The 18,511-nt window shown below is 72.2% G+C and carries 17 protein-coding genes; 8 read left to right on the forward strand and 9 right to left on the reverse strand.

All coding sequences use genetic code 11. The features are described from left to right. Positions 1 to 7: 7 nt before the first annotated feature. The 7 genes from V9U70_RS21695 to V9U70_RS21725 form a co-directional block, all read right to left on the reverse strand. Positions 8 to 1,198, reverse strand: a complete 1,191-nt coding sequence (locus V9U70_RS21695) for a sensor histidine kinase (RefSeq protein ID WP_336677677.1) — start codon at positions 1,196 to 1,198, stop codon at positions 8 to 10. Beyond that, complete coding sequence (locus tag V9U70_RS21700; protein ID WP_336677678.1) at positions 1,195 to 2,697, reverse strand: sodium/solute symporter; 1,503 nt, start codon at positions 2,695 to 2,697, stop codon at positions 1,195 to 1,197. The genes V9U70_RS21695 and V9U70_RS21700 overlap by 4 nt, the downstream gene beginning before the upstream one ends. Further along, positions 2,694 to 3,056 (reverse strand): hypothetical protein, encoded by a 363-nt coding sequence (locus tag V9U70_RS21705; RefSeq protein ID WP_336677680.1) that lies wholly within the window; start codon positions 3,054 to 3,056, stop codon positions 2,694 to 2,696. The genes V9U70_RS21700 and V9U70_RS21705 overlap by 4 nt, the downstream gene beginning before the upstream one ends. Positions 3,057 to 3,118: 62 nt before the next feature. Further along, positions 3,119 to 3,871, reverse strand: a complete 753-nt coding sequence (locus V9U70_RS21710; protein WP_336677682.1) for a LytR/AlgR family response regulator transcription factor — start codon at positions 3,869 to 3,871, stop codon at positions 3,119 to 3,121. 93 nt (positions 3,872 to 3,964) lie between these two features. Further along, positions 3,965 to 4,825 carry an Fpg/Nei family DNA glycosylase gene (locus V9U70_RS21715; protein ID WP_336677684.1) on the reverse strand — a complete coding sequence of 287 codons (861 nt, stop codon included), beginning with the start codon at positions 4,823 to 4,825 and terminating at the stop codon, positions 3,965 to 3,967. 176 nt (positions 4,826 to 5,001) lie between these two features. Further along, entirely contained in the window at positions 5,002 to 7,065 is a 2,064-nt protein-coding gene (locus tag V9U70_RS21720) for a SpoIIE family protein phosphatase (RefSeq protein WP_336677685.1), read from the reverse strand. Between the two features lie 114 nt (positions 7,066 to 7,179). Then, positions 7,180 to 8,247: a DUF6777 domain-containing protein gene (locus V9U70_RS21725; RefSeq protein WP_336677687.1), complete on the reverse strand. Its 1,068-nt coding sequence runs from the start codon at positions 8,245 to 8,247 to the stop codon at positions 7,180 to 7,182. Between the two features lie 168 nt (positions 8,248 to 8,415). On the opposite strand from V9U70_RS21725, the gene V9U70_RS21730 reads away from it, so the two are divergent. The 3 genes from V9U70_RS21730 to V9U70_RS21740 are packed head-to-tail and all read left to right on the forward strand — an operon-like array spanning position 8,416 to position 11,211. Then, positions 8,416 to 9,249, forward strand: coding sequence for a YndJ family protein (locus tag V9U70_RS21730; RefSeq protein WP_336677689.1), 834 nt, complete (start codon positions 8,416 to 8,418; stop codon positions 9,247 to 9,249). Continuing rightward, positions 9,246 to 9,758 carry a DUF1990 family protein gene (locus V9U70_RS21735; protein ID WP_336677691.1) on the forward strand — a complete coding sequence of 171 codons (513 nt, stop codon included), beginning with the start codon at positions 9,246 to 9,248 and terminating at the stop codon, positions 9,756 to 9,758. The genes V9U70_RS21730 and V9U70_RS21735 overlap by 4 nt, the downstream gene beginning before the upstream one ends. A 22-nt stretch (positions 9,759 to 9,780) precedes the next feature. Beyond that, positions 9,781 to 11,211: a lipase maturation factor family protein gene (locus V9U70_RS21740; protein ID WP_336677692.1), complete on the forward strand. Its 1,431-nt coding sequence runs from the start codon at positions 9,781 to 9,783 to the stop codon at positions 11,209 to 11,211. 34 nt (positions 11,212 to 11,245) lie between these two features. On the opposite strand, the gene V9U70_RS21745 is transcribed toward V9U70_RS21740, so the two are convergent. Continuing rightward, the gene (locus V9U70_RS21745; RefSeq protein WP_336677694.1) at positions 11,246 to 11,422 is read right to left on the reverse strand and encodes a hypothetical protein; all 177 of its coding nucleotides are present in this window, start codon (positions 11,420 to 11,422) and stop codon (positions 11,246 to 11,248) included. 359 nt (positions 11,423 to 11,781) lie between these two features. Next, positions 11,782 to 13,266, reverse strand: a complete 1,485-nt coding sequence (locus V9U70_RS21750; RefSeq protein WP_336677696.1) for an SDR family NAD(P)-dependent oxidoreductase — start codon at positions 13,264 to 13,266, stop codon at positions 11,782 to 11,784. A 243-nt stretch (positions 13,267 to 13,509) separates the two neighbouring features. Here V9U70_RS21750 and V9U70_RS21755 point away from each other — a divergent pair, with 243 nt between their 5' ends. The 5 genes from V9U70_RS21755 (at position 13,510) to V9U70_RS21775 (ending at position 18,466) form a co-directional block, all read left to right on the forward strand. Beyond that, positions 13,510 to 14,406 (forward strand): RNA polymerase sigma factor SigF, encoded by an 897-nt coding sequence (locus V9U70_RS21755; protein ID WP_336677720.1) that lies wholly within the window; start codon positions 13,510 to 13,512, stop codon positions 14,404 to 14,406. Positions 14,407 to 14,612: 206 nt separating this feature from the next. Continuing rightward, positions 14,613 to 15,854, forward strand: coding sequence for a PP2C family protein-serine/threonine phosphatase (locus V9U70_RS21760; protein WP_336677722.1), 1,242 nt, complete (start codon positions 14,613 to 14,615; stop codon positions 15,852 to 15,854). Next, positions 15,844 to 17,475 carry a sensor histidine kinase gene (locus V9U70_RS21765; protein WP_336677697.1) on the forward strand — a complete coding sequence of 544 codons (1,632 nt, stop codon included), beginning with the start codon at positions 15,844 to 15,846 and terminating at the stop codon, positions 17,473 to 17,475. The genes V9U70_RS21760 and V9U70_RS21765 overlap by 11 nt, the downstream gene beginning before the upstream one ends. After that, positions 17,472 to 17,915, forward strand: a complete 444-nt coding sequence (locus V9U70_RS21770) for a response regulator (RefSeq protein WP_336677698.1) — start codon at positions 17,472 to 17,474, stop codon at positions 17,913 to 17,915. Before V9U70_RS21765 ends, V9U70_RS21770 begins: the two co-directional genes overlap by 4 nt. 95 nt (positions 17,916 to 18,010) lie before the next feature. After that, complete coding sequence (locus V9U70_RS21775; RefSeq protein WP_336677700.1) at positions 18,011 to 18,466, forward strand: ATP-binding protein; 456 nt, start codon at positions 18,011 to 18,013, stop codon at positions 18,464 to 18,466. The last annotated feature ends 45 nt before the right edge of the window (positions 18,467 to 18,511 follow it).

The raw sequence follows: 18,511 nt of genomic DNA on the forward strand, positions 1-18,511 counted from the left end.
GGCAGGGTCACGAACCATGGACCCCGGCACGGTACTTGGGCAACCGGAGCGTGATCTTCATGCCGGCCCCGACGCCGGTCTCGATGACGAGCCCGTAGTCGTCCCCGTACACCTGGCGCAGCCGCTCGTCCACGTTGAGCAGCCCGATGCCGGCGGAGGTCCCGCCCTCGCCTCGCAGGATCTTCCGCAGCCGTGCGGGGTCCATGCCGGTTCCGTCGTCCTCGATGACCACCTCGGCCTCCGAACCGGCGTCCAGGGCGCTGATCGTGATGCGACTGCGGGCGACCGCTCCTTCCAGGCCGTGCTTGACGGCGTTCTCCACCAGCGGCTGGAGGCACAGGAACGGCAGCGCGACCGAGAGCACTTCGGGGGCGACCTGAAGGGTGACGGCGAGGCGTTCGCCGAAGCGGGCGCGGACGAGCGCCAGATACTGGTCGATGGAGTGCAACTCGTCCGCCAGAGTGGTGAACTCACCGTGGCGACGGAACGAGTAACGTGTGAAGTCGGCAAATTCCAGGAGGAGTTCGCGGGCCTGCTCAGGGTCGGTCCGGACGAACGAGGCGATGGCGGCCAGCGAGTTGAAGATGAAGTGGGGGGAGATCTGTGCCCGCAGGGCCTTGATCTCGGCCTCGATCAGCTGGGTGCGCGAGCGGTCCAGCTCGGCCAGCTCCAACTGTACGCAGACCCAGCGCGCCACCTCCCCCGCCGCGCGGGCCAGCACCGCCGACTCGCGAGGCGCGTAGGCGACGAGCGCCCCCAGGACCCGGTTCTCCACGGTGAGCGGGACGGCGACGGCCCAGCGCAGCGGGCAGTCGAGGTCGCCGCAGCCGCTGTCGAAGGCGGTGCCGCGGCCGGTGCCCAGCATCTCCTGGAGGTGCTCCATCACGTCCTTGCCGTGGTGGGGCCCGGCGCCGTCCCAGACCAGCACCCGGTCCCGGTCGGTGAGGCAGAGGGCGTCGGTGCCGAGCAGGGAGCGCAGCCGGCGGGCGGCGCGGCGGGCGCTCTCCTCCGTGAGTCCGGCGCGCAGCGGCGGCGCGGCCAGGGAGGCGGTGTGCAGGGTCTCGAACGTGGCGTGCTCGACCGGGGTGCCGACGTCACTGGACCGCAGCGGGCGAGCCGTGCGGCGGCCGAGCAGGAACCCCGTGCCGACCAGCAGGGCGACGAGGACCACGAGCACGCCGACCGAGGCCCCGGTCACCGCTCCCTCCCCATGCCGCGCGCCGTGGTGAGGGCCTCGGGGAGGTGGAAACGGGTCATGGCGGCGTTGGTGCCCTGCGGTATCCGGCCGGGGGTGGCGAGCGAGACGAGGATCATGGCGAGGAAGCCCACGGGCACGGACCACACCGCGGGCCAGGCGAGGAGGGCATGCGGCCAGCCGGGCGGGCGCACCGCTCCGCTGACCGTGATGGTCACCGCCAGAAGGGCGGAGCCGCCGCCCAGCAGGAGGCCCGCGACGGCGCCGGGCGGGGTGAGCCGCCGCCACCAGATGCCGAGGACGAGCAGCGGGCAGAAGGACGAGGCGGAGACGGCGAAGGCCATGCCCACGGCGTCGGCCACCGGCACCCTGCTGACCAGGAGCGAGCCGACGAGCGGCACGGCGATGGCGAGGAGGGTGGCGAGCCGGAAGTGGCGTACGCCGCGTGCGGGCAGGACGTCCTGGGTGATGACCCCGGCGACGGCCATGGTCAGCCCGGAGGCGGTGGACAGGAAAGCGGCGAACGCCCCGGCGGCGGTCAGCGCCCCGAGCAGTTCGCCGCCGAGCCCGCCGATGACCCGGGCCGGCAGCAGCAGGACGGCCGCGTCCGCGTCGCCGCCGTGGCGCAGTTCGGGCGTGTAGAGCCGGCCGAGTGCCCCGTAGAGGGGAGGCAGCAGGTAGAAGAGGCCGACCAGGGCGAGGACGGCGACGGTGGTGCGGCGGGCGTCACGGCCGTTGGGGCTGGTGTAGAAGCGGACGACGACGTGGGGCAGGCCCATGGTGCCGAGGAAGGTCGCCACGATCAGCCCGTAGGTGGCGTACAGCGGGTGGTCGGCGCGGAAGACGTCGAGCTGCTCGTCGAGGACGCCGCGGGGCCGCCCGTCGCCCTGCCAGGCAAGGACGAGGAAGAAGGCGGGGACCAGGAGGGCGGTGAGTTTCAACCAGTACTGGAAGACCTGGACGAAGGTGATGGAGCGCATGCCGCCGGCGGCGACGGCGGCGGCGACGACGGCGGCGACGAGCACGTCGCCGAGCCAGCCGGGCGCTCCGGTGAGAATCTTGAGGGTGAGACCGGCGCCCTGGAGCTGCGGTACGAGGTAGAGCCACCCCGCTCCGACGACCAGCGCGCTCACCAGCCTGCGGACCTGACGCGATTCGAGCCGTCCCTCGGCGAAGTCCGGCAGGGTGTACGCGCCCGAGCGGCGCAGCGGTGCGGCGACGAAGATCAGCAGCACCAGGTATCCGGCGGTGTAGCCGACCGGGTACCAGAGCATGTCGGGTCCGTGGACGAGGACGAGTCCGGCGACGCCGAGGAAGGAGGCGGCGGAGAGGTATTCGCCGCTGATCGCCGCGGCGTTGAGTCGCGGACGCACGGTGCGGGAGGCGACGTAGAAGTCGGAGGTGGTCCGGGAGATGCGCAGGCCGAAGCCGCCGACGAGGACGGTGGCGAGGACGACGAGGGCGACGGCCACCCAGGACGCCGTGGGGGCGGGGGTGCTCACGGGGCGGGGCGGCCCTCCACCAGCCGGGCGAAGTCGTGTTCGTTGCGCTCGGCCCGCCGGACGTACCACCAAGCGGCCAGGGTGAGCGGCGGGTACGCGGCGAAGCCGAGCACCGCCCAGACCAGGGCGGAGCGGTTCAGCGCGGCGAAGAGGAGCGGCAGGGTGCCGGCGACGAGGGTGAGCACGCCGAAGACGGTGAGGGCGGCGCGGAGCTGGCCGCGCATCAGGGAGCGCACGTAGGCCCCGCCGAGGGCGGTCTGCTCGTCGATCTCCGACTGGGTGCGGTAGCGGGGCAGCGGACGCACTCGCCTCGGCTCCCCCGTGACCACTTCGCGCCGGGGCGGTGGCTCTGCGGACATGGGCTCGGAGTGTAGGGGGCGACGGACCGCGCTGGGAAGGCTTCGCCGCGGGACGCCCCAGGTCAGCGGCCGCCCTGGCGCATCAGCAGGTCGCGCAGGGCGCGGGTGTGCCGACGGCTGACGGCGAGCTCCGCCTCCCCGATGCGTACGCTCATGGAACCCGCGTCCAGACGCAGTTCGTCGATCCGGCCGAGGGCCACGAGGTGGCGGCGGTGAATCCGGACGAAGCCGCGGGAGCGCCAGCGCTCCTCCAGGGTGGTGAGCGGGATGCGTACCAGGTGGCTGCCGGTGGCGGTGTGCAGTCGCGCGTAGTCGCCCTGTGCCTCGGCGTAGGAGATCTCGTCGATGGGGACGAAGCGGATGACGCCGCCGAGCTCGACCGGTATCTGGTCGCTCGCGCCGTCGTGGATGGGAGCGGGCCGCTCTCCGACCTGCTCGGCGACGCGGCGGACGGCCTCGGCGAGGCGTTCGCGGCGGACCGGCTTGAGGACGTAGTCGACGGCCTTGAGGTCGAACGCGTGGACGGCGAAGCCTTCGTGCGCGGTGACGAAGACGATGAGCGGGGGCGCGGCGAATCCGGCCAGCAACTGGGCGACGTCGAGGCCGGTGAGACCGGCCATATGGATGTCGAGGAAGACGACGTCGATCGCGGACGGGTCGTCGGGTCCCGCGTCCACCGCGCCGCCGATGCGGCGCAGGGCTTCGGTCGCGCCGGTGGCCCCCTCGGCGCTGCGGACGCGGGGGTCGGCGCGCAGGAGGTAGAGGAGCTCCTCCAGGGCGGGTTGTTCGTCGTCGACGGCGAGTACGCGCAGCATGAGGCCGGAGTGTAGGGGCTGCGGAGCACGATGGGGTGAGTGGTTCCCGGCGTGCTCGCCCCCCGCCGCTCCCCGGGGGCGGCCGGGGCCCGGTCATTTGAGGAACTTGGAGAGCCGGCGGTCGGCCAGCGGCCGGCCGCCGGTCTGGCAGGTGGGGCAGTACTGGAGCGACGAGTCGCTGAACGAGACCTCCAGGACGGTGTCGCCGCAGACGGGGCAGGCCTCCCCGGTACGCCCGTGGACCCGCATGCCGCTCTTCTTCTCGGCCTTGAGCCTCCCGGCGTCCACTCCCCCGGCCCGGGCCACGGCCTGCTCCAGCGTGGCGCGCAGTGCGGCGTAGAGGCGGGCGATCTCGTCCTCGCCGAGGTCGGCGGTGCGTTTGAACGGGGACATCTTCGCGACGTGCAGGATCTCGTCGCTGTAGGCGTTGCCGATGCCCGCGATGATCGACTGGTCGCGCAGCGCGCCCTTGATCTGGCGGCGCGCGTCGGCGAGCAGCGCGGCGAACGCGGCGCGGTCGAAGGAGTCGGCGAGCGGGTCGGGGCCGAGGCGGGCGATGCCGGGAACGTCCATCGGGTCGTGGACGAGGTGGACGGAGAGGCGTTTGGCGGTGCCCGTCTCGGTCAGGTCGAAGCCGTCGCCGTCCGCGGTCACCAGCCGCAGGGCGAGCGGTCCCTTGCCGGGGCGGGGCGGGGTCGCCGGGAACGTCTCCTTCCAGCGGAGCCAGCCGGCCCGCGCCAGGTGGACGCAGAGGTGCAGCCCTCCCGCCCCGATGTCGAGGAACTTGCCGTGCCGGGCCACGGAGGTGACGGTCGCGCCCTCCAGGGCGGTCGGCGGGGGGTCGTACGTTTTCAGGACGCTGATCGCCAGCGGCAGGACGCGGGCGATCTCCTTGCCGGTCAGGTGACCTTCGAGAAAGGCCCTCAGGGCTTCGACCTCGGGCAGTTCTGGCATGCCTCCAGACTGCCGCAGCCGAGGGCCGGCTGCCTGTCAGGACGCCGGAGGCCCGGGGCGCGCCCCTGCGGGCGGCAGCCGGTGCGCCGGCTACCGCGGGTCCGTGCCGGCCATGGCCCGCCCGCCGTGTTCCGTACGGTGATCGCCGCTGGGCCTCACGGCGCAGTCCCGCCCGTTCACCGCGCGGGGATGAGGAATTCGCACCACACGCATTTGCCGCTGCCCCGGGACTCCACGCCCCAGACGTCGGCCAGCCGGTCGACGAGCATCAGCCCTCGCCCGGACACCCCGGACTCGCCCGCGTCCCGGCGCCGGGGCAGCGCGCTGGAGCGGTCCTCGACGTCGACGCGCAGCCGCCGTTCGGTCCGGGTGAGCACGCGGATCGTCACGATGGCGCCGCCGTCGGTGTGCATGAGCGCGTTGGTGATCAGTTCGTCGGCCGCCAGCTCGATCTCGTCGGTCCTCTCCCGCGCCCCCCAGGCCCGGACCGCTGCGCGGATCATGTGCCGTGCGGAGCTCAGCGCCTCCGGGTCGTTCTGGGCGACGTGCTGTTGGAGCCGGCCGCCCGGCTGCGGGGCGTGCGCGGCCCGGCGGCGCAGCAGCAGGAGGGCCACGTCGTCCTGGCCGCCGCGCCCGTCCACGGCGTCGCAGAGCTGGTCGGCCAGCTCCTGGAGGTCCGCTGGGCCGCTGGTGACGAGGGTGGTGAGCAGTTGCATCCCCTCGTCGAGGTCGGCTCCCGGCAGTTCGACCAGGCCGTCGGTGAACAGGATCATCGTCTGGCCGGGGTCGAGCTCGACGGTGCTGACCGGATACTCCAGACGGCCGAACTCCGCGGAGAGGCCGAGCGGCAGCCCGCCGTCGGCCGGCACCCTGCGGCAGCTCCCGTCCACGTCGCGCATGAGCGGGTCGACGTGCCCGGCCCGGACGACCTGGACGACCCCGGTGGTCAGGTCGGCCTCGGCGTAGGTGCAGGTGGCGAAGCGGTCGGTGTCCAGCTCGTGGAGGAAGACGGAGGCGCGCGCCATGACCGTGGCCGGGCTGTGCCCCTCGGCGGCATAGGCGCGCAGAACGATCCTGAGCTGCCCCATGACGGCGGCGGCGTGGGTGTCATGGCCCTGTACGTCGCCGATCACCGCTCCGACGCGGCCGCCGGGCAGCGGGATCAGGTCGTACCAGTCGCCGCCGATGTCCCGTCCGATGCGGGCGGAGCGGTAACGGACGGCGACCTGGGCCCCCGGCACCGCGGGGATGCGGCGGGGCAGCATCGCCTGCTGGAGCCCCTCTGCGAGGTCGTGGTCCTGTTCGTAGAGCATCGCCCGCTGGAGGCTCTGGGCGATCGAGGTGCCGAGCGCCATCAGCAGATTGCGTTCGTCGGCGGTGAAGCCGGCCTTGTCGCGGTAGAGCAGGCCCAGTGCGCCGATCGGGCGGGCCTGCGCGATGAGCGGCATGTAGGCGGCCGAGGTGACGTGGAGGTGGCTGATGTGGGGCCACAGGACCGGGTAGGAGGCGGCGAAGTCGTCGGCCGACTCGATGAAGCGGGGTGCGAGAGTGCGGACCACTTCGCTCATCGGGTACTGCTCCTCCACCCGGGTGTACCGGGTGCCGGGGACGTAGGCGCCTTCGGGACCGTCGGCCACGAGGTGGATGCGCCCGGACTCCAGCAGGCCCACGACGAGGCTGGTGGCTCCGAGGTGGGCGAGCCCCTGGGAGTTCTTGAGGACGGCGATGACGTCCTTGACGGTACGGGCGTGCGCCAGCGCCGCCGTGGTGCCCTGGACGAGGCTGGTGCGCTGGCGGCGCTCGTCGTCCAGTTCGTGCCGGGCCGTGGAGTCGGCCAGTTCCTGGGTGGCGTCCCGGACGATGCCGATGATGCGCCGGGGGCGGCCGGCCGCGTCACGGCGGACGAAGCCCTGGGTGTGGGTCCAGCGCAGGGTTCCGTCGCGCCGCTGGATACGGAAGTAGGCGCCGTAGTCGGCTCGGCCGCTCTTGAGCGCCTGGGAGACCATCCCGTCCAGGCGCACCGCCTCGTCCGTCGGCACGCGCAGCCCGAGCGAGGCCGGCCGGCCGTCGTACTCGTCCGCCGTCAGGTCGAACACGTCGAGGGCCGGCTGGTCCATGTGCATGAGGCCGGTGTCCAGATCCCAGTCGAAGCTGCCCATGCGGTTCAGGGCGAGGCTGAGGTCCGGGTGGGCGGGCCAGTCGTCGGGGAGTGACAGGGCACCCGCTACCCGATCATCCATGTGGGCCACTCTGCCACCATTTGTCAATTTCTTCGAGCGATCCGCGCGGTGTCCTGAGGGCTGCCGCGCGGATCTGCGGGGGAGGTCATGCGGCCGGGCCGCGCAACGGGAGGATCAGCCGGCGAACGGTTGGGGCACGCCGGTCTCCAGGGGTTCGTCGGGAAGGACCTGGGTCGGCTCCGGCACCGCCTCCGGGTCCCACGGCTCCTGGGGCGGCGCGTCCGGGTCCGGCTCCGCCGGCGGACAGCCGGGCGGCGTACCGGCGGGGCCGTCCGGGGCCGAGGGCGGCGGGCAGTCCGTCGCCTCGCCGTGCCCGGACGGGGTGGGGCTTGGGGAGGCCGGCCCGGAGGGGGCGTCCGGCTCCGGGAAGAGCAGGTCGGCGTCCGGCTCGAACGGCGGCGGGTCGCCCGGGGTCCGGTCTCGGCCGCCGCTGTCGCCGACGGCCCGCTCGATCCAGGTGTTGTCGTCGGTGTCCACGATGACCAGGCTGGTGAGCACGTCCGCGCTGGGCTCCACGGCCACGATCCGGGCGGGGTCGTAGGCGGGCCAGCGCTCCCCCCGGTGGGCCGCCTTCCCGTCCGCGATCACGGGCGGCTTCAGCGGGTTGCCGCCGGCGCAGCGGACGCGCGGCAGACCGCGGCTGTCGACCAGCACGGCGGTGCCCGCCTGGAGCACGGCCTGGAAGGAGGTCGCCGCTCCGGAGGCGTAGCCGTGGTCGGTGACCTGCGCGTCGACGCTCAGGACGACCGGGGTGAGCGAGGAGACGAAGCCCGGGATCTGTACGGCCTCGATGCCGGCTGCCCCCGCGAAGGCCCGCGCCTTGTCCTCGTCGTCGGACAGGAGGCGGACCTGCCGCTCGACGTCGCAGGCGGCCACGGACCGGGCCCCTCCGTAGAGCCCGGCCGTGGCGCCGGAGACGGGATGGGCCGTCCGGGCGGCGGACGCTCCGGCGTCCGGTGCGCCCTCGGACGGCGAGGAGGAGGCCGCCGACGCGGTCGACGCGGTGAACGGCCCGGGGCCGGGGCTCGCGAGCGGTTGCAGGAGGACGTCCTCTGCCTCCGCGGTGCCCATGGTGCCCTTCGCCGTCCGGTCATCGCCCTGGCCGCAGCCGGCCGCAACGGCCAGCAGGCCGGCGGAGAGCACGGCGAGCACCGCTCGCCGCAAGGGTCTGGGTGAGCGCACAGAGCTCTCCTGCCTGTCCCGGTGGAACGGATGGGTGTCCCCATCTGTGCCGCACCGGGGGCGGCCCCGCAAGTGGACGGTCCACCGGAACCCATTTTATTGAACACGTTCAAAACTTCCGCTACTCTCGATCCCGCCGGTTGAACACGTTCAAAGAAGAGGGGCTTCATGTCCGCACTGGTCAACGCCGTCGTGATGCTGGGCATGCTCGTGGTCGTCCCGGTGGGGCTGCGCCTCGCCGAGCTGCCGGAGCTGGCCCGCATACGCGGCCTCTGGCCCCTGTTCGCGGTCCCCGGGGCGCTGTCCCTGTGGCTGCCGCGCGGCCTCGCGGCCACCGTGCTCGCCTGCTGCTACGCCGTGGGCGCCGCCCTGCTCGCGCTGCACGCCCCCCGCAGGGCGCTCCGCGACCGCGACCTCGGTCCGGCCCGGATCGCCCTGCTCACCGCGCTCACCGCCCCGGCGGTGGCCGCGGTCGCCCTGGTCGCAGAGCGCTCGGGACGCAGACTCTTCGGCTTCGGCCTCGACATCCTGGCGCTGACCGTGCCCCACTTCCACTTCGCCGGATTCGCCGCCGCACTGATCGCCGGCCTGGTCTGCCGGGTCTCCGGCGGGCCGGCGGGCCGCTTCGCCGCGTACAGCGTGCCGCTGGGCACCCTCCTCGTCCTGGTGGGCTACTTCCTCGGCGACTGGGTGGAACTGGCCGGGACGCTCGTCCTCACAGCGGGGATGTGGACGGTGGGCCTGCTGACCTGGCGCATGGGGCACGCCGCCGGCCGGGACCGGGCGACACGTCGGCTGCTGTGCTCATCCGCCGCCGTGCTGGCGGCGACGATGCTGCTGGCGCTGAGCTGGGCGCTCGGCGAGGCGACCGGACTGCCGCACCCCACCCTGACCTGGATGGCCGCCACCCACGGTGTGGGCAACGCACTGGGCTTCGCCCTCTGCTCACTGCTCGCCTGGCACCGCATCCGCCCCCCTCGAACCGAAGGCAGGACCGCATGAACACGCTCACCTACCCGGAAGTCGGCGCCACCCGTCTCGGGCCCCTCCCCCGCGGCTACCACCACCTGCACCACCGCGCCCCGGTCGGCCGGGGTACGGCCGACCTCGCCGCCGCCGGCGCCGCGATCACCGAATGGCGGATGCACCGCGCCTCGGGCGCACGGGTTACGGCCCCGGCGCGCCGTGCGGAGGCCGGCGGCGAGGTCCAGGTGTCCGTGGGGCTGGGGCCGCTGCGCTTCACAGCGCCCTGCGCGGTGGTCTGGACGGCATACGGGGAGGAGGGGCGCACCGGCTTCGGCTACGGCACCCTGGCCGGGCATCCGGAGCACGGCGAGGAGTGCTTCACTGTCGAGCTGGCCAACGACGGCACCGTGTGGTTCACCGTCATGGCCTTCTCACGCCCCGCGTCCTGGTACACCCGGTTGGCCGGGCCGCTTGTGCCGCCGGTACAGCGCTGGTACGCGCGCAGACTCGGCCGGACGCTGCGCCGGCTCGTCGCCGGAAGCTGACGCCTGACCGATACTGGCAGGGATGGAGTGGTTCTCCGCAGACGGTTACTGGCTGAGCCGGCTGATCTTCCAGCGGGCCCTCGCCGTGGTCTATCTGGTCGCCTTCCTTTCCGCGGCGCTCCAGTTCCGGGCGCTGATCGGCGAGCGCGGCATGCTGCCCGCGCCCGAACTGCTGCGGCGCACCCCCTGGAAGGCCGCACCGGGACTGTTCCGGCTGCACTACTCGGACCGCTTCTTCGCGGCCGTCGCCTGGAGCGGCTGCGCCGTCTCGGCAGCCCTGGTCGCCGGGCTCGACGGCGCCCTGCCCCTGTGGGGCGGCATGCTGCTCTGGGCGCTGCCCTGGGCGCTTTATCTGTCGATCGTCCAGGTGGGCCAGGTCTGGTACGGATTCGGCTGGGAATCGCTGCTCCTGGAGGCGGGCTTCCTGGCCGTCTTCCTCGGCGCCGGGGACACGGCGCCTCCAATCCTGGTGCTCTGGCTGCTGCGATGGCTGCTGTTCCGGCTGGAGTTCGGCGCCGGGCTCATCAAGGTGCGTGGGGACGCCTGCTGGCGGCGGCTGACCTGCCTGGACTTCCACCACGAGACCCAGCCGATGCCGGGGCCGCTGAGCTGGTTCTTCCACCACCTGCCGAAGCCCGTGCACCGGGCCGAGGCGGCCGCCAACCACGTCACCCAGCTGGCGGTCCCGTTCCTGCTGTTCACCCCGCAGCCGGTGGCGAGCGCGGCGGCAGCGGCGATGGTGGCGACCCAGCTCTGGCTCGTCCTGTCGGGGAACTTCGCCTGGCTGAACTGGCTGACCGTCACGCTGGCGCTCTCCGTGATCGACTGGACCCCGCTCGCCGGGCCGCCGCCCTCCCTGACCGCGCCGCCGCTCTGGTACGAGGCGGTCGTCGTCGCGGTGACCTTGCTGGTGCTGGCGCGCAGCTACCGGCCGGTGCGCAACCTGCTCTCGCGACGGCAGACGATGAACCGGTCCTACGATCCGCTGCACCTCGTCAACACCTACGGGGCCTTCGGCTCGATCAGCCGGACGCGGCTGGAGGTGGTGGTGGAAGGGACGGCCGACCCGGTGGCCCACGAGGGAGCCGACTGGAAGGAGTACGGCTTCCGCGGCAAGCCCGGCGACCTGCGACGGCTTCCGCCCCTCATCGCCCCGTACCACCTGCGGCTCGACTGGATGATGTGGTTCGCGGCGCTCTCCCCCGCGTACGCGCGCGCCTGGTTCGGGCCGTTCGCCGAGCGACTGCTCCGCGGCGACCGGGACACGCTCCGTCTGCTGGGGCACAACCCGTTCCCCGAAGCCCCGCCCCGGCACGTGCGGGCCCGGGTGTTCCACTACCGGTTCACCGGCCCACGGGAGCTGCGGGCGACCGGGCAGTGGTGGCACCGCACGTATGTACGGGAATTCATGCGGCCCGTGTCCCGGCCCGGCCCGCAGGAGCGGGAAGGCTGAGACACGGGCCGCGGGGCCGGGGGCGTCCGGGCGGTCAGTCGATGCCGGGCAGGATGTGCGGCTCGGCGAGGTCGTCCTCGTAGCCCGCCAGTCTGATCGGGGCGGACCTGGCCCAGACTTCGATGTTCCGCAGCTTCTCGGGGCGGCCGCGCCGCTCCCCGCCGCGTTCGGCGGGGCGCTTCTCGCGCTTGGTCAGTTCCGGTGTCGTCACCGCGCACTCCTCTGTGTCGCGTCACCCCGGGGCGTCGTCGGCGCTCCGGCACCGATGCCGGGGCGCGACCCGCCCGTGCGGGGCAGGGGCTGGGATATGTCGGTCGCGGTGGCGCCGGCTGGGGGCGGGGCAGCGGTCGGGTTTCCGACCATGCCCCAGGACGGTCGAGGAGCCTTCGTGGGCTCCTCGATGACGTCCGTTCGCCTTAGCGTAACCAAATGAGCGTCGCCGCGCTCGATAGAACGTGTGCAGTAGCTCACTTTCGGCCACCGTATACGGCGAAAACCCGGCCAGGAGGTTTCCTGAGCCGGGTTGTGGGCACGGATATGCGGTTCGGTGCGCCCCTGGAGCCGTTCGCCTTACCAGTTCGCGGGAGCGTAGTCCTTGAGGAAGCAGCCGTAGAGCGCTTCGCCCGCCTCGCCGCGGACGATCGGGTCATAGACCCGGGCCGCGCCGTCGACCAGGTCGAGGGGGGCGTGGAAACCCTCGTCGGCCAGGCGCATCTTGTCGGGGTGCGGACGCTCGTCCGTGATCCAGCCGGTGTCCACGGCCGTCATCAGGATGCCGTCCTTCTCGAACATCTCCTGGGCACTGGTGCGCGTCAGCATGTTGAGCGCGGCCTTGGCCATGTTGGTGTGCGGGTGGCCCGCACCCTTGTAGCCGCGCCCGAAGACGCCTTCCATCGCCGAGACGTTGACGACGTACGCGTGCCGGGCGGCAGTCGCGGCCATCGCCGGACGGAGACGGCTGATCAGGATGAACGGCGCGGTGGAGTTGCAGAGCTGGACCTCCAGGAGTTCGATCGGCTCGACCTCCTCCACCGTCTGAATCCAGCTGTTGGTGTCGTGCAGGTCGGGGACCAGGCCGCCCGCGTCGATCGCGGTGCCGGCGGCGATGCGGGCCGGCGACGCCGAGCCTGTGACCAGCGCGAGTCCGGTGACGTCCTGGGCGCTCAGCCCCTCCTTGCGGGCGGCCGGCAGCGCGGCCACCCGGTCGACGGTGCCGCTGCCGAAGGTGCCGATGACCTCGGCGGCGGGCAGCGCGCCTGCGGGCAGCGGGGCGGACTCGGCGTGGACGAGCTCACTGTAGGCCTGCGGGGAGCGGCGCACCGTCTGGGCCGCGTTGTTGATCAGGATGTCCAGCGGTCCCTCGGCGGCGACCGAGTCGGCCAGCGCGACGACCTGAGCGGGGTCGCGGAGGTCGATGCCGACGATCTTCAGCCGGTGAATCCACTCGTCGCTGTCCTCCATCGCCTTGAAGCGGCGGATCGCGTCGTTGGGGAAACGAGTGGTGATGGTGGTGTGCGCGCCGTCGCGCAGAAGCCGCAGCGCGATGTACATGCCGATCTTGGCGCGGCCGCCCGTGAGCAGCGCCCGGCGGCCGGTGAGATCGGTGCGGGCGTCACGTCGGGAGCGGTTCTCCTTGGCGCAGGGCTGGCAGAGCTGGTGGTAGAACGCGTCCACCTCGACGTAACGGGTCTTGCAGACGTAGCACGACCGGGGGCGCTGGAGTATGCCCGCGATCTCGGCGTCGGCGGAGGAGGACGGCAGCACGCCCTGCGTCTCGTCGTCGATGCGGTCGGCGGAACCGGTCGCCGTGGCCTCGGTGACGGCCCGGTCGTGGGCGGTCTTGGCGGCCCGGCGCTCCTGGCGGCGGCGCTGCTTCACGGTGCGGTAGATCCCTGCGGTGGCCCGGCGGACGGCGACGGCGTCCGGGTGGTCGACCTCGATCCGGTCCAGCTCGTCGAGCACGCTCAGACAGACGGCCAGCCGTTCCGGGTCGATGCCGGGACCGAACTCCTCGATTCCGGAAGCGCACTCCGGGCTGTCCTCTGTCACCGTCATTGCCGTTCCTCTGTCATCTTCTCGCCGCGGATCGTCGATCACCGCGGCCGAAACACTTCGCCCAAGTTTGCCATGCGCGGGCCACTACTCCGTTCGGGCGCTACGGAGCAACGTCCCGCGAGGGCCGGGCGCCGAAGAGCACGAGCGGAAGAAGGCGGAAGAAGCACGAGAAGGATGTGCATGACTTCACGGAAACGGGGCAGACGACCGTCCGACGAAGTGGGCAACAGGGAGGGTGACACCATGACGGCGATGTCCGTGCGAGCCACCGGAGCAACGGCGACGCCGAGCGGCCCCCGGGCCGGCACGCTCTCGTCCCCCGTCGCCGGAGAACTGCCCCGGGTCGAGGACCCCGGAAAGGTCGCCCCGCAGGACGCACGGGCCCTTTCGAAGATCTTCTTCGACCGCCTCCAGGTTCTGGAGGAGGGCACGCACGAGCACCAGTACGCGCGCAACACCCTGATCGAGATGAACCTGGCGCTGGTGCGGTTCGCCGCGTCCCGCTTCCGCAACCGCGGCGGCGACGACACCGAGGACATCATCCAGGTCGGCACGATCGGGCTGATCAAGGCGATCGACCGGTTCGACCTCTCCCGCGAGGTCGAGTTCGCCACCTTCGCCGTGCCCTACATCGTCGGCGAGATCAAGCGCTTCTTCCGCGACACCACCTGGTCCGTGCACGTGCCGCGACGCCTCCAGGAGCTGCGGGTGGACCTCGCCAAGGCGAAGGAACAGCTCTCCGCTCAGCTGGACCGGGACCCCACCGTCAAGGAGCTGGCCGGCCACCTCGACCTCTCCGAGGAAGAGGTCATCGAGGGGCTCGTGGCCGCCAACGGCTACTCGGCAGGTTCGCTCGACACGCCGTCCGCCGACAGCGACTCCGGCCGGGAGCAGCGGGCGTACGCCGACGTCCTCGGCGAGACGGACCCGGCCATGGAAACCGTCGAGAACCTGCACACCCTGGCGCCGCTGCTGGGACAGCTCGACGACCGGGAGCGCCGGATCGTGCAGATGCGGTTCGGGGCGGAGATGACGCAGTCGCAGATCGGCGCGGAGCTGGGCGTGTCCCAGATGCACGTGTCCCGGCTGCTCAGCCGGATCGTCCAGCAGCTGCGCAGGGGGATGAGCGTCGAGGCGTGATCCTTCCCACACGGAAACGGCCACCGGGCGAAAACCGCCGTCCGCCGGGCCCGACGGACGGTCCGCATCCGTTCGCCGAGCCGTCCCGGCTCCGCCGGGGTCCGTCGCTCGCCTATGCTTCCTGACGATCCGGCCGGATATACCGCGCCGTCGTACAAGGGGGTGGAGGGTTGACCGAGTCGCCCGTGGGCACGTCGCTGAAGCCTGTGGGCATCGCCGGAATCCCCTCTCAGCAGGGCGGGAGCATCCCGTCCCCCGACGCTCTCCTGTGGAATCTGGACGCGTCGATCCTGCTGGTGGAGGACGATGCGGGCGATGCCCTGCTGGTCGAGGAGATGCTCACCGACAGTGAGCTGGACTCCGCTCTGACCTGGTGCAAGACCCTGGCCGAGGCTCGCGCTTTTCTGCGCACGTGCACCACCCCGGTGTGCGTGCTCCTGGATCTGCACCTCCCCGATGTCCACGGGTTGGACGCGGTGCGCCAGATACTGGAATCCGACAGCGATGCCGCGATCGTGGTCCTCACCGGTCTCGAGGAGTCGGGCACCGGACTGCGCGCGGTCGCGCAGGGCGCCCAGGACTATCTGGTCAAGGGACGGCTGGGCCCCGAGGTGCTGGCGCGGGCGATCCGTTACGCGCTCCAGCGCAAGGAGGTGGAGCGGGCGGCGGCCGCGCTGCACGCCAACCGCCTCATCGCCCAGGAGAACGCCCGGCTGGAGCGGGGACTGCTGCCCGTTCCGCTGCTGCGGGACGACCGCTTCCGCGCCCGCGCCCGCTACGAGCCGGGGCGCGTCCACGGGCTGCTGAGCGGTGACTTCTACGACGTCGTCCAGACGTCCGACGGCACGGTGCACGCGGTGATCGGCGACGTCTCGGGGCACGGTGCTGCGGAGGCCGCGCTCGGGGTCTGCCTCCGGGTGGCCTGGCGTACCGCCGTGCTGTGCGGTACGCCCCCCGTGGAGCAGATGGCCCTCCTGGAGGAGATCCTGGTCGCCGAGCGCTCCGACTCGCACGTCTTCGCCACGGTCACCGCGCTGACGTTCCCTCCCGACGGCCGACACGCCCAGGTCGTGCGGGCGGGCCACCCCGGCCTGCTGCTGCGCCGGGGCACGGAGGTCGACTGGGTGGAGCCCGAGGGCGGTATGGCGCTCGGGCTGCTGCCCGGGGCGGGCCGCTGGCCGGCGGTGGACGTCCCGCTGACGCCCGGCGCGGGGCTCGTGCTCTTCACGGACGGTCTCTTCGAGGGGCGCACCGGGCCGGAGAGCCGGCTCGGCGAGGAGGGTCTGCTCGCGATGGCACGGACCCACGGCCATCTGCCGGCCCGTGCGTTCGTGGACGCCCTGGTGGCGGGGGCCTCCGAGGGGGCCGCTCCCTACGGCGGTCTGGCGGACGACGTGGCCGTGCTGCATCTGGGCTGGGGAACGGAACCGAGGAACGATGAACACTGAACGCGTCAAGGTCGTCCCCCGGGGCGGATTCGCCTCCCGGCTGTCGGTGCAGAACTGGGTGCACCTGATTCTCGGCGGGTTCGTCGTGGTCGTCTGCGGCTGTCTGGTGATCGGCGGACTCGTGCTGGCCCGGATATCCGACCGTACGACCGAGCTCGTGGACCGCATCCAGCCGGCCAGGTCGGCGTCCTTCCAGCTCCAGAACGCTCTGCTGGACCAGGAGACCGGGGTCAGGGGGTTCGCGCTGACCGGCGATGACTCGTTCCTCCAGCCCTACGAGTCGGGGAAGGCCGCCGAGCGGGAACGGCTCGCTCAGATCAGGCGTCTGGTCGGCTCCCAGAAGCAGTTCGCCGACGATCTCGACACCATCGCCGACGTCGCGCGGCAGTGGCGGGAGAGCAAGGCGGAGCCGCTGATGGAGACGGTCCGGAGCCAGGGGCCGAGCGTGGCCGGCGTCTCCGGGGAGCTGCAGCGCAGCAAGGCGGACTTCGACACGCTGCGGCAGGCCTACGGCGTCCAGCAGGACCATCTCGCCGAGGCCCGCGACCGGGCGCGGGCCGATCTCGGCGCCGCCCGGACGACTCGCGACCAGGTCCTTTTCACCCTGGTCAGCGTCTTCGTACTGACCGTGCTGGCGTTGAGCGTGCTGCTCCACCGGGTGGTGGGCGTGCCGCTGAACAGGCTGCGCGTCGCCTCCCAGCGGGTCCGCTCGCGTGACTTCGGCAAGCTGATCGAGATCAAGGGGCCCTCCGACGTCCAGGCCGTGGCCTGGGCGGTCGAGGACATGCGCCGGCGGCTGGCCGACGAGCTGGCCGAGGCCCAGAGCCGCGAGGCCCTGCTGGCGGAGCAGACACAGGAGCTGCGCCGCTCCAACTCGGAGCTGGAACAGTTCGCGTACGTCGCCTCCCACGACCTCCAGGAACCGCTGCGCAAGGTCGCCTCCTTCTGCCAGCTCCTGGAGAAGCGGTACGGCAAGGAGCTCGACGACCGGGGCAAGCAGTACATCGCCTTCGCGGTGGACGGGGCCAAGCGCATGCAGGTGCTCATCAACGACCTGCTGACCTTCTCGCGGGTCGGCCGCGTCCACGACAGCTGGAAGCAGGTCGACCTGGACCGGGCGCTGGACCGTGCCGTGGGCAACCTGGCGGTGGCCGTCGAGGAAGCGGGCGCGACGATCGAGCGCCCCGCCGAACTGCCCGAACTGCTCGGCGACGCCACCGCCCTCACCATGGTCTGGCAGAACCTCATCGGAAACGCGGTCAAGTTCCGCCGGGACGACGCCCCCTGCCGGATCACCGTCGGCTGCGTACGCGAGGACGAGAACTGGCACCTGACCGTGTCGGACAACGGGATCGGCATCGCGCCCGAGTTCGCGGACAAGGTGTTCGTCATCTTCCAGCGGCTGCACGCGCGCGACGAGTACGAGGGCACGGGCATCGGTCTCGCGCTCTGCCGGAAGATCATCGAGTTCCACGGCGGGCGGGTCTGGCTGGAGCCCGACCCGGGCGAAGGCACCCGGGTCCACTTCACCCTGCCCGTGGCGCCCGAGGCGCCCACGCACACCACGGCGGAGCTGCTCGCTCCCGCCCTGATCACCAGCCAGCCGGGAGAACCTTCGTGACCACCCCCGCCCAGCCCATCGAGGTCCTTCTCGTCGAGGACGACCCCGGCGACGAGCTGATGACCCGCGAGGCGTTCGAGGACAACAAGATCCGCAACACGCTGCACGTCGTGCGCGACGGGCAGGAGGCGCTGGACTTCCTCTACCGGCGCGGCGATCACACCGGGGCCCCGCGCCCGGACCTGGTGCTGCTCGACCTGAACCTGCCCAAGTACGACGGCCGGCAGGTGCTGGAGCAGATCAAGGGCGACCCCGAGCTGGCTCTCATCCCGGTGGTCGTCCTCACCACCTCGTCCGCGGAGGAGGACATCCTGCGCAGCTACAAGCTGCACGCCAACGCCTATGTGACCAAGCCGGTGGACCTGGACCAGTTCATCGCCGCGGTGCGCCAGATCGACGAGTTCTTCGTGACCGTGGTGCGATTGCCCGGACGTGCGTAGGATCGGTCCGGATCTCCTGGAGTGGGATTCTTCGCCACGGGTAGACGCATGGCGGAAAAGGTCTCCGACCTCACTGCGGCGCCTGGCTGGAGCACATGAACGAACAGGTCACCTCCCCACCGGAAGACCCCGGTCAGGAGCTGCGGCCCCCCGACGTGCTGCTCAGCGCCGAGGTCTTCGACGGCGAGCCCGGCTGCATCGCGCTGGCCCGCGCGCTCGCCGACCGGTTCCTCACGCGGCTCGCGGTGGAGTGTCTCGCCCCGCTCGGCCCCCACACGCGCAGCGATCTCATGCTGGCCGTGAGCGAGCTGGTCACCAACGCCGACCGCTACAGCCACGGCCCCTACCTCCTGGAGCTGGAGGGCAGCGCGCGACTCATCACGGTCACGGTGTACGACAGCAGCACGGCGATGCCCGTGCTCTACGCTCCCGACCCCACCCGGCCGGGCGGCCACGGCATGGAGATCGTCGTGGCGCTGTGCGACCGGCTCACCGCTGAGCGGGTGCCGGTGGGCAAGCGCATCCGGGCGGAGTTCCAGCTCAGCACCTGAGTCGCGGCTCGGACGGCCGCGCGGCGGCGGGCACGTCCGCCACGC

Origin of the sequence: Streptomyces pratensis (genome assembly GCF_037137275.1) — a bacterium.
GTDB classification, from domain to species: domain Bacteria; phylum Actinomycetota; class Actinomycetes; order Streptomycetales; family Streptomycetaceae; genus Streptomyces; species Streptomyces pratensis_B.

Excerpts from the sequence above, each read along its gene's own strand:
- V9U70_RS21710 (WP_336677682.1), bottom strand. The coding sequence starts at position 3,871 with ATGCTGCGCGTACTCGCCGTCGACGACGAACAACCCGCCCTGGAGGAG.
- V9U70_RS21735 (WP_336677691.1), top strand. The coding sequence starts at position 9,246 with ATGAACACGCTCACCTACCCGGAAGTCGGCGCCACCCGTCTCGGGCCC.
- V9U70_RS21765 (WP_336677697.1), top strand. The coding sequence starts at position 15,844 with ATGAACACTGAACGCGTCAAGGTCGTCCCCCGGGGCGGATTCGCCTCC.
- V9U70_RS21705 (WP_336677680.1), bottom strand. The coding sequence starts at position 3,056 with ATGTCCGCAGAGCCACCGCCCCGGCGCGAAGTGGTCACGGGGGAGCCG.
- V9U70_RS21715 (WP_336677684.1), bottom strand. The coding sequence starts at position 4,825 with ATGCCAGAACTGCCCGAGGTCGAAGCCCTGAGGGCCTTTCTCGAAGGT.
- V9U70_RS21720 (WP_336677685.1), bottom strand. The coding sequence starts at position 7,065 with ATGGATGATCGGGTAGCGGGTGCCCTGTCACTCCCCGACGACTGGCCC.
- V9U70_RS21775 (WP_336677700.1), top strand. The coding sequence starts at position 18,011 with ATGAACGAACAGGTCACCTCCCCACCGGAAGACCCCGGTCAGGAGCTG.
- V9U70_RS21730 (WP_336677689.1), top strand. The coding sequence starts at position 8,416 with ATGTCCGCACTGGTCAACGCCGTCGTGATGCTGGGCATGCTCGTGGTC.
- V9U70_RS21740 (WP_336677692.1), top strand. The coding sequence starts at position 9,781 with ATGGAGTGGTTCTCCGCAGACGGTTACTGGCTGAGCCGGCTGATCTTC.
- V9U70_RS21755 (WP_336677720.1), top strand. The coding sequence starts at position 13,510 with ATGACGGCGATGTCCGTGCGAGCCACCGGAGCAACGGCGACGCCGAGC.
- V9U70_RS21750 (WP_336677696.1), bottom strand. The coding sequence starts at position 13,266 with ATGACGGTGACAGAGGACAGCCCGGAGTGCGCTTCCGGAATCGAGGAG.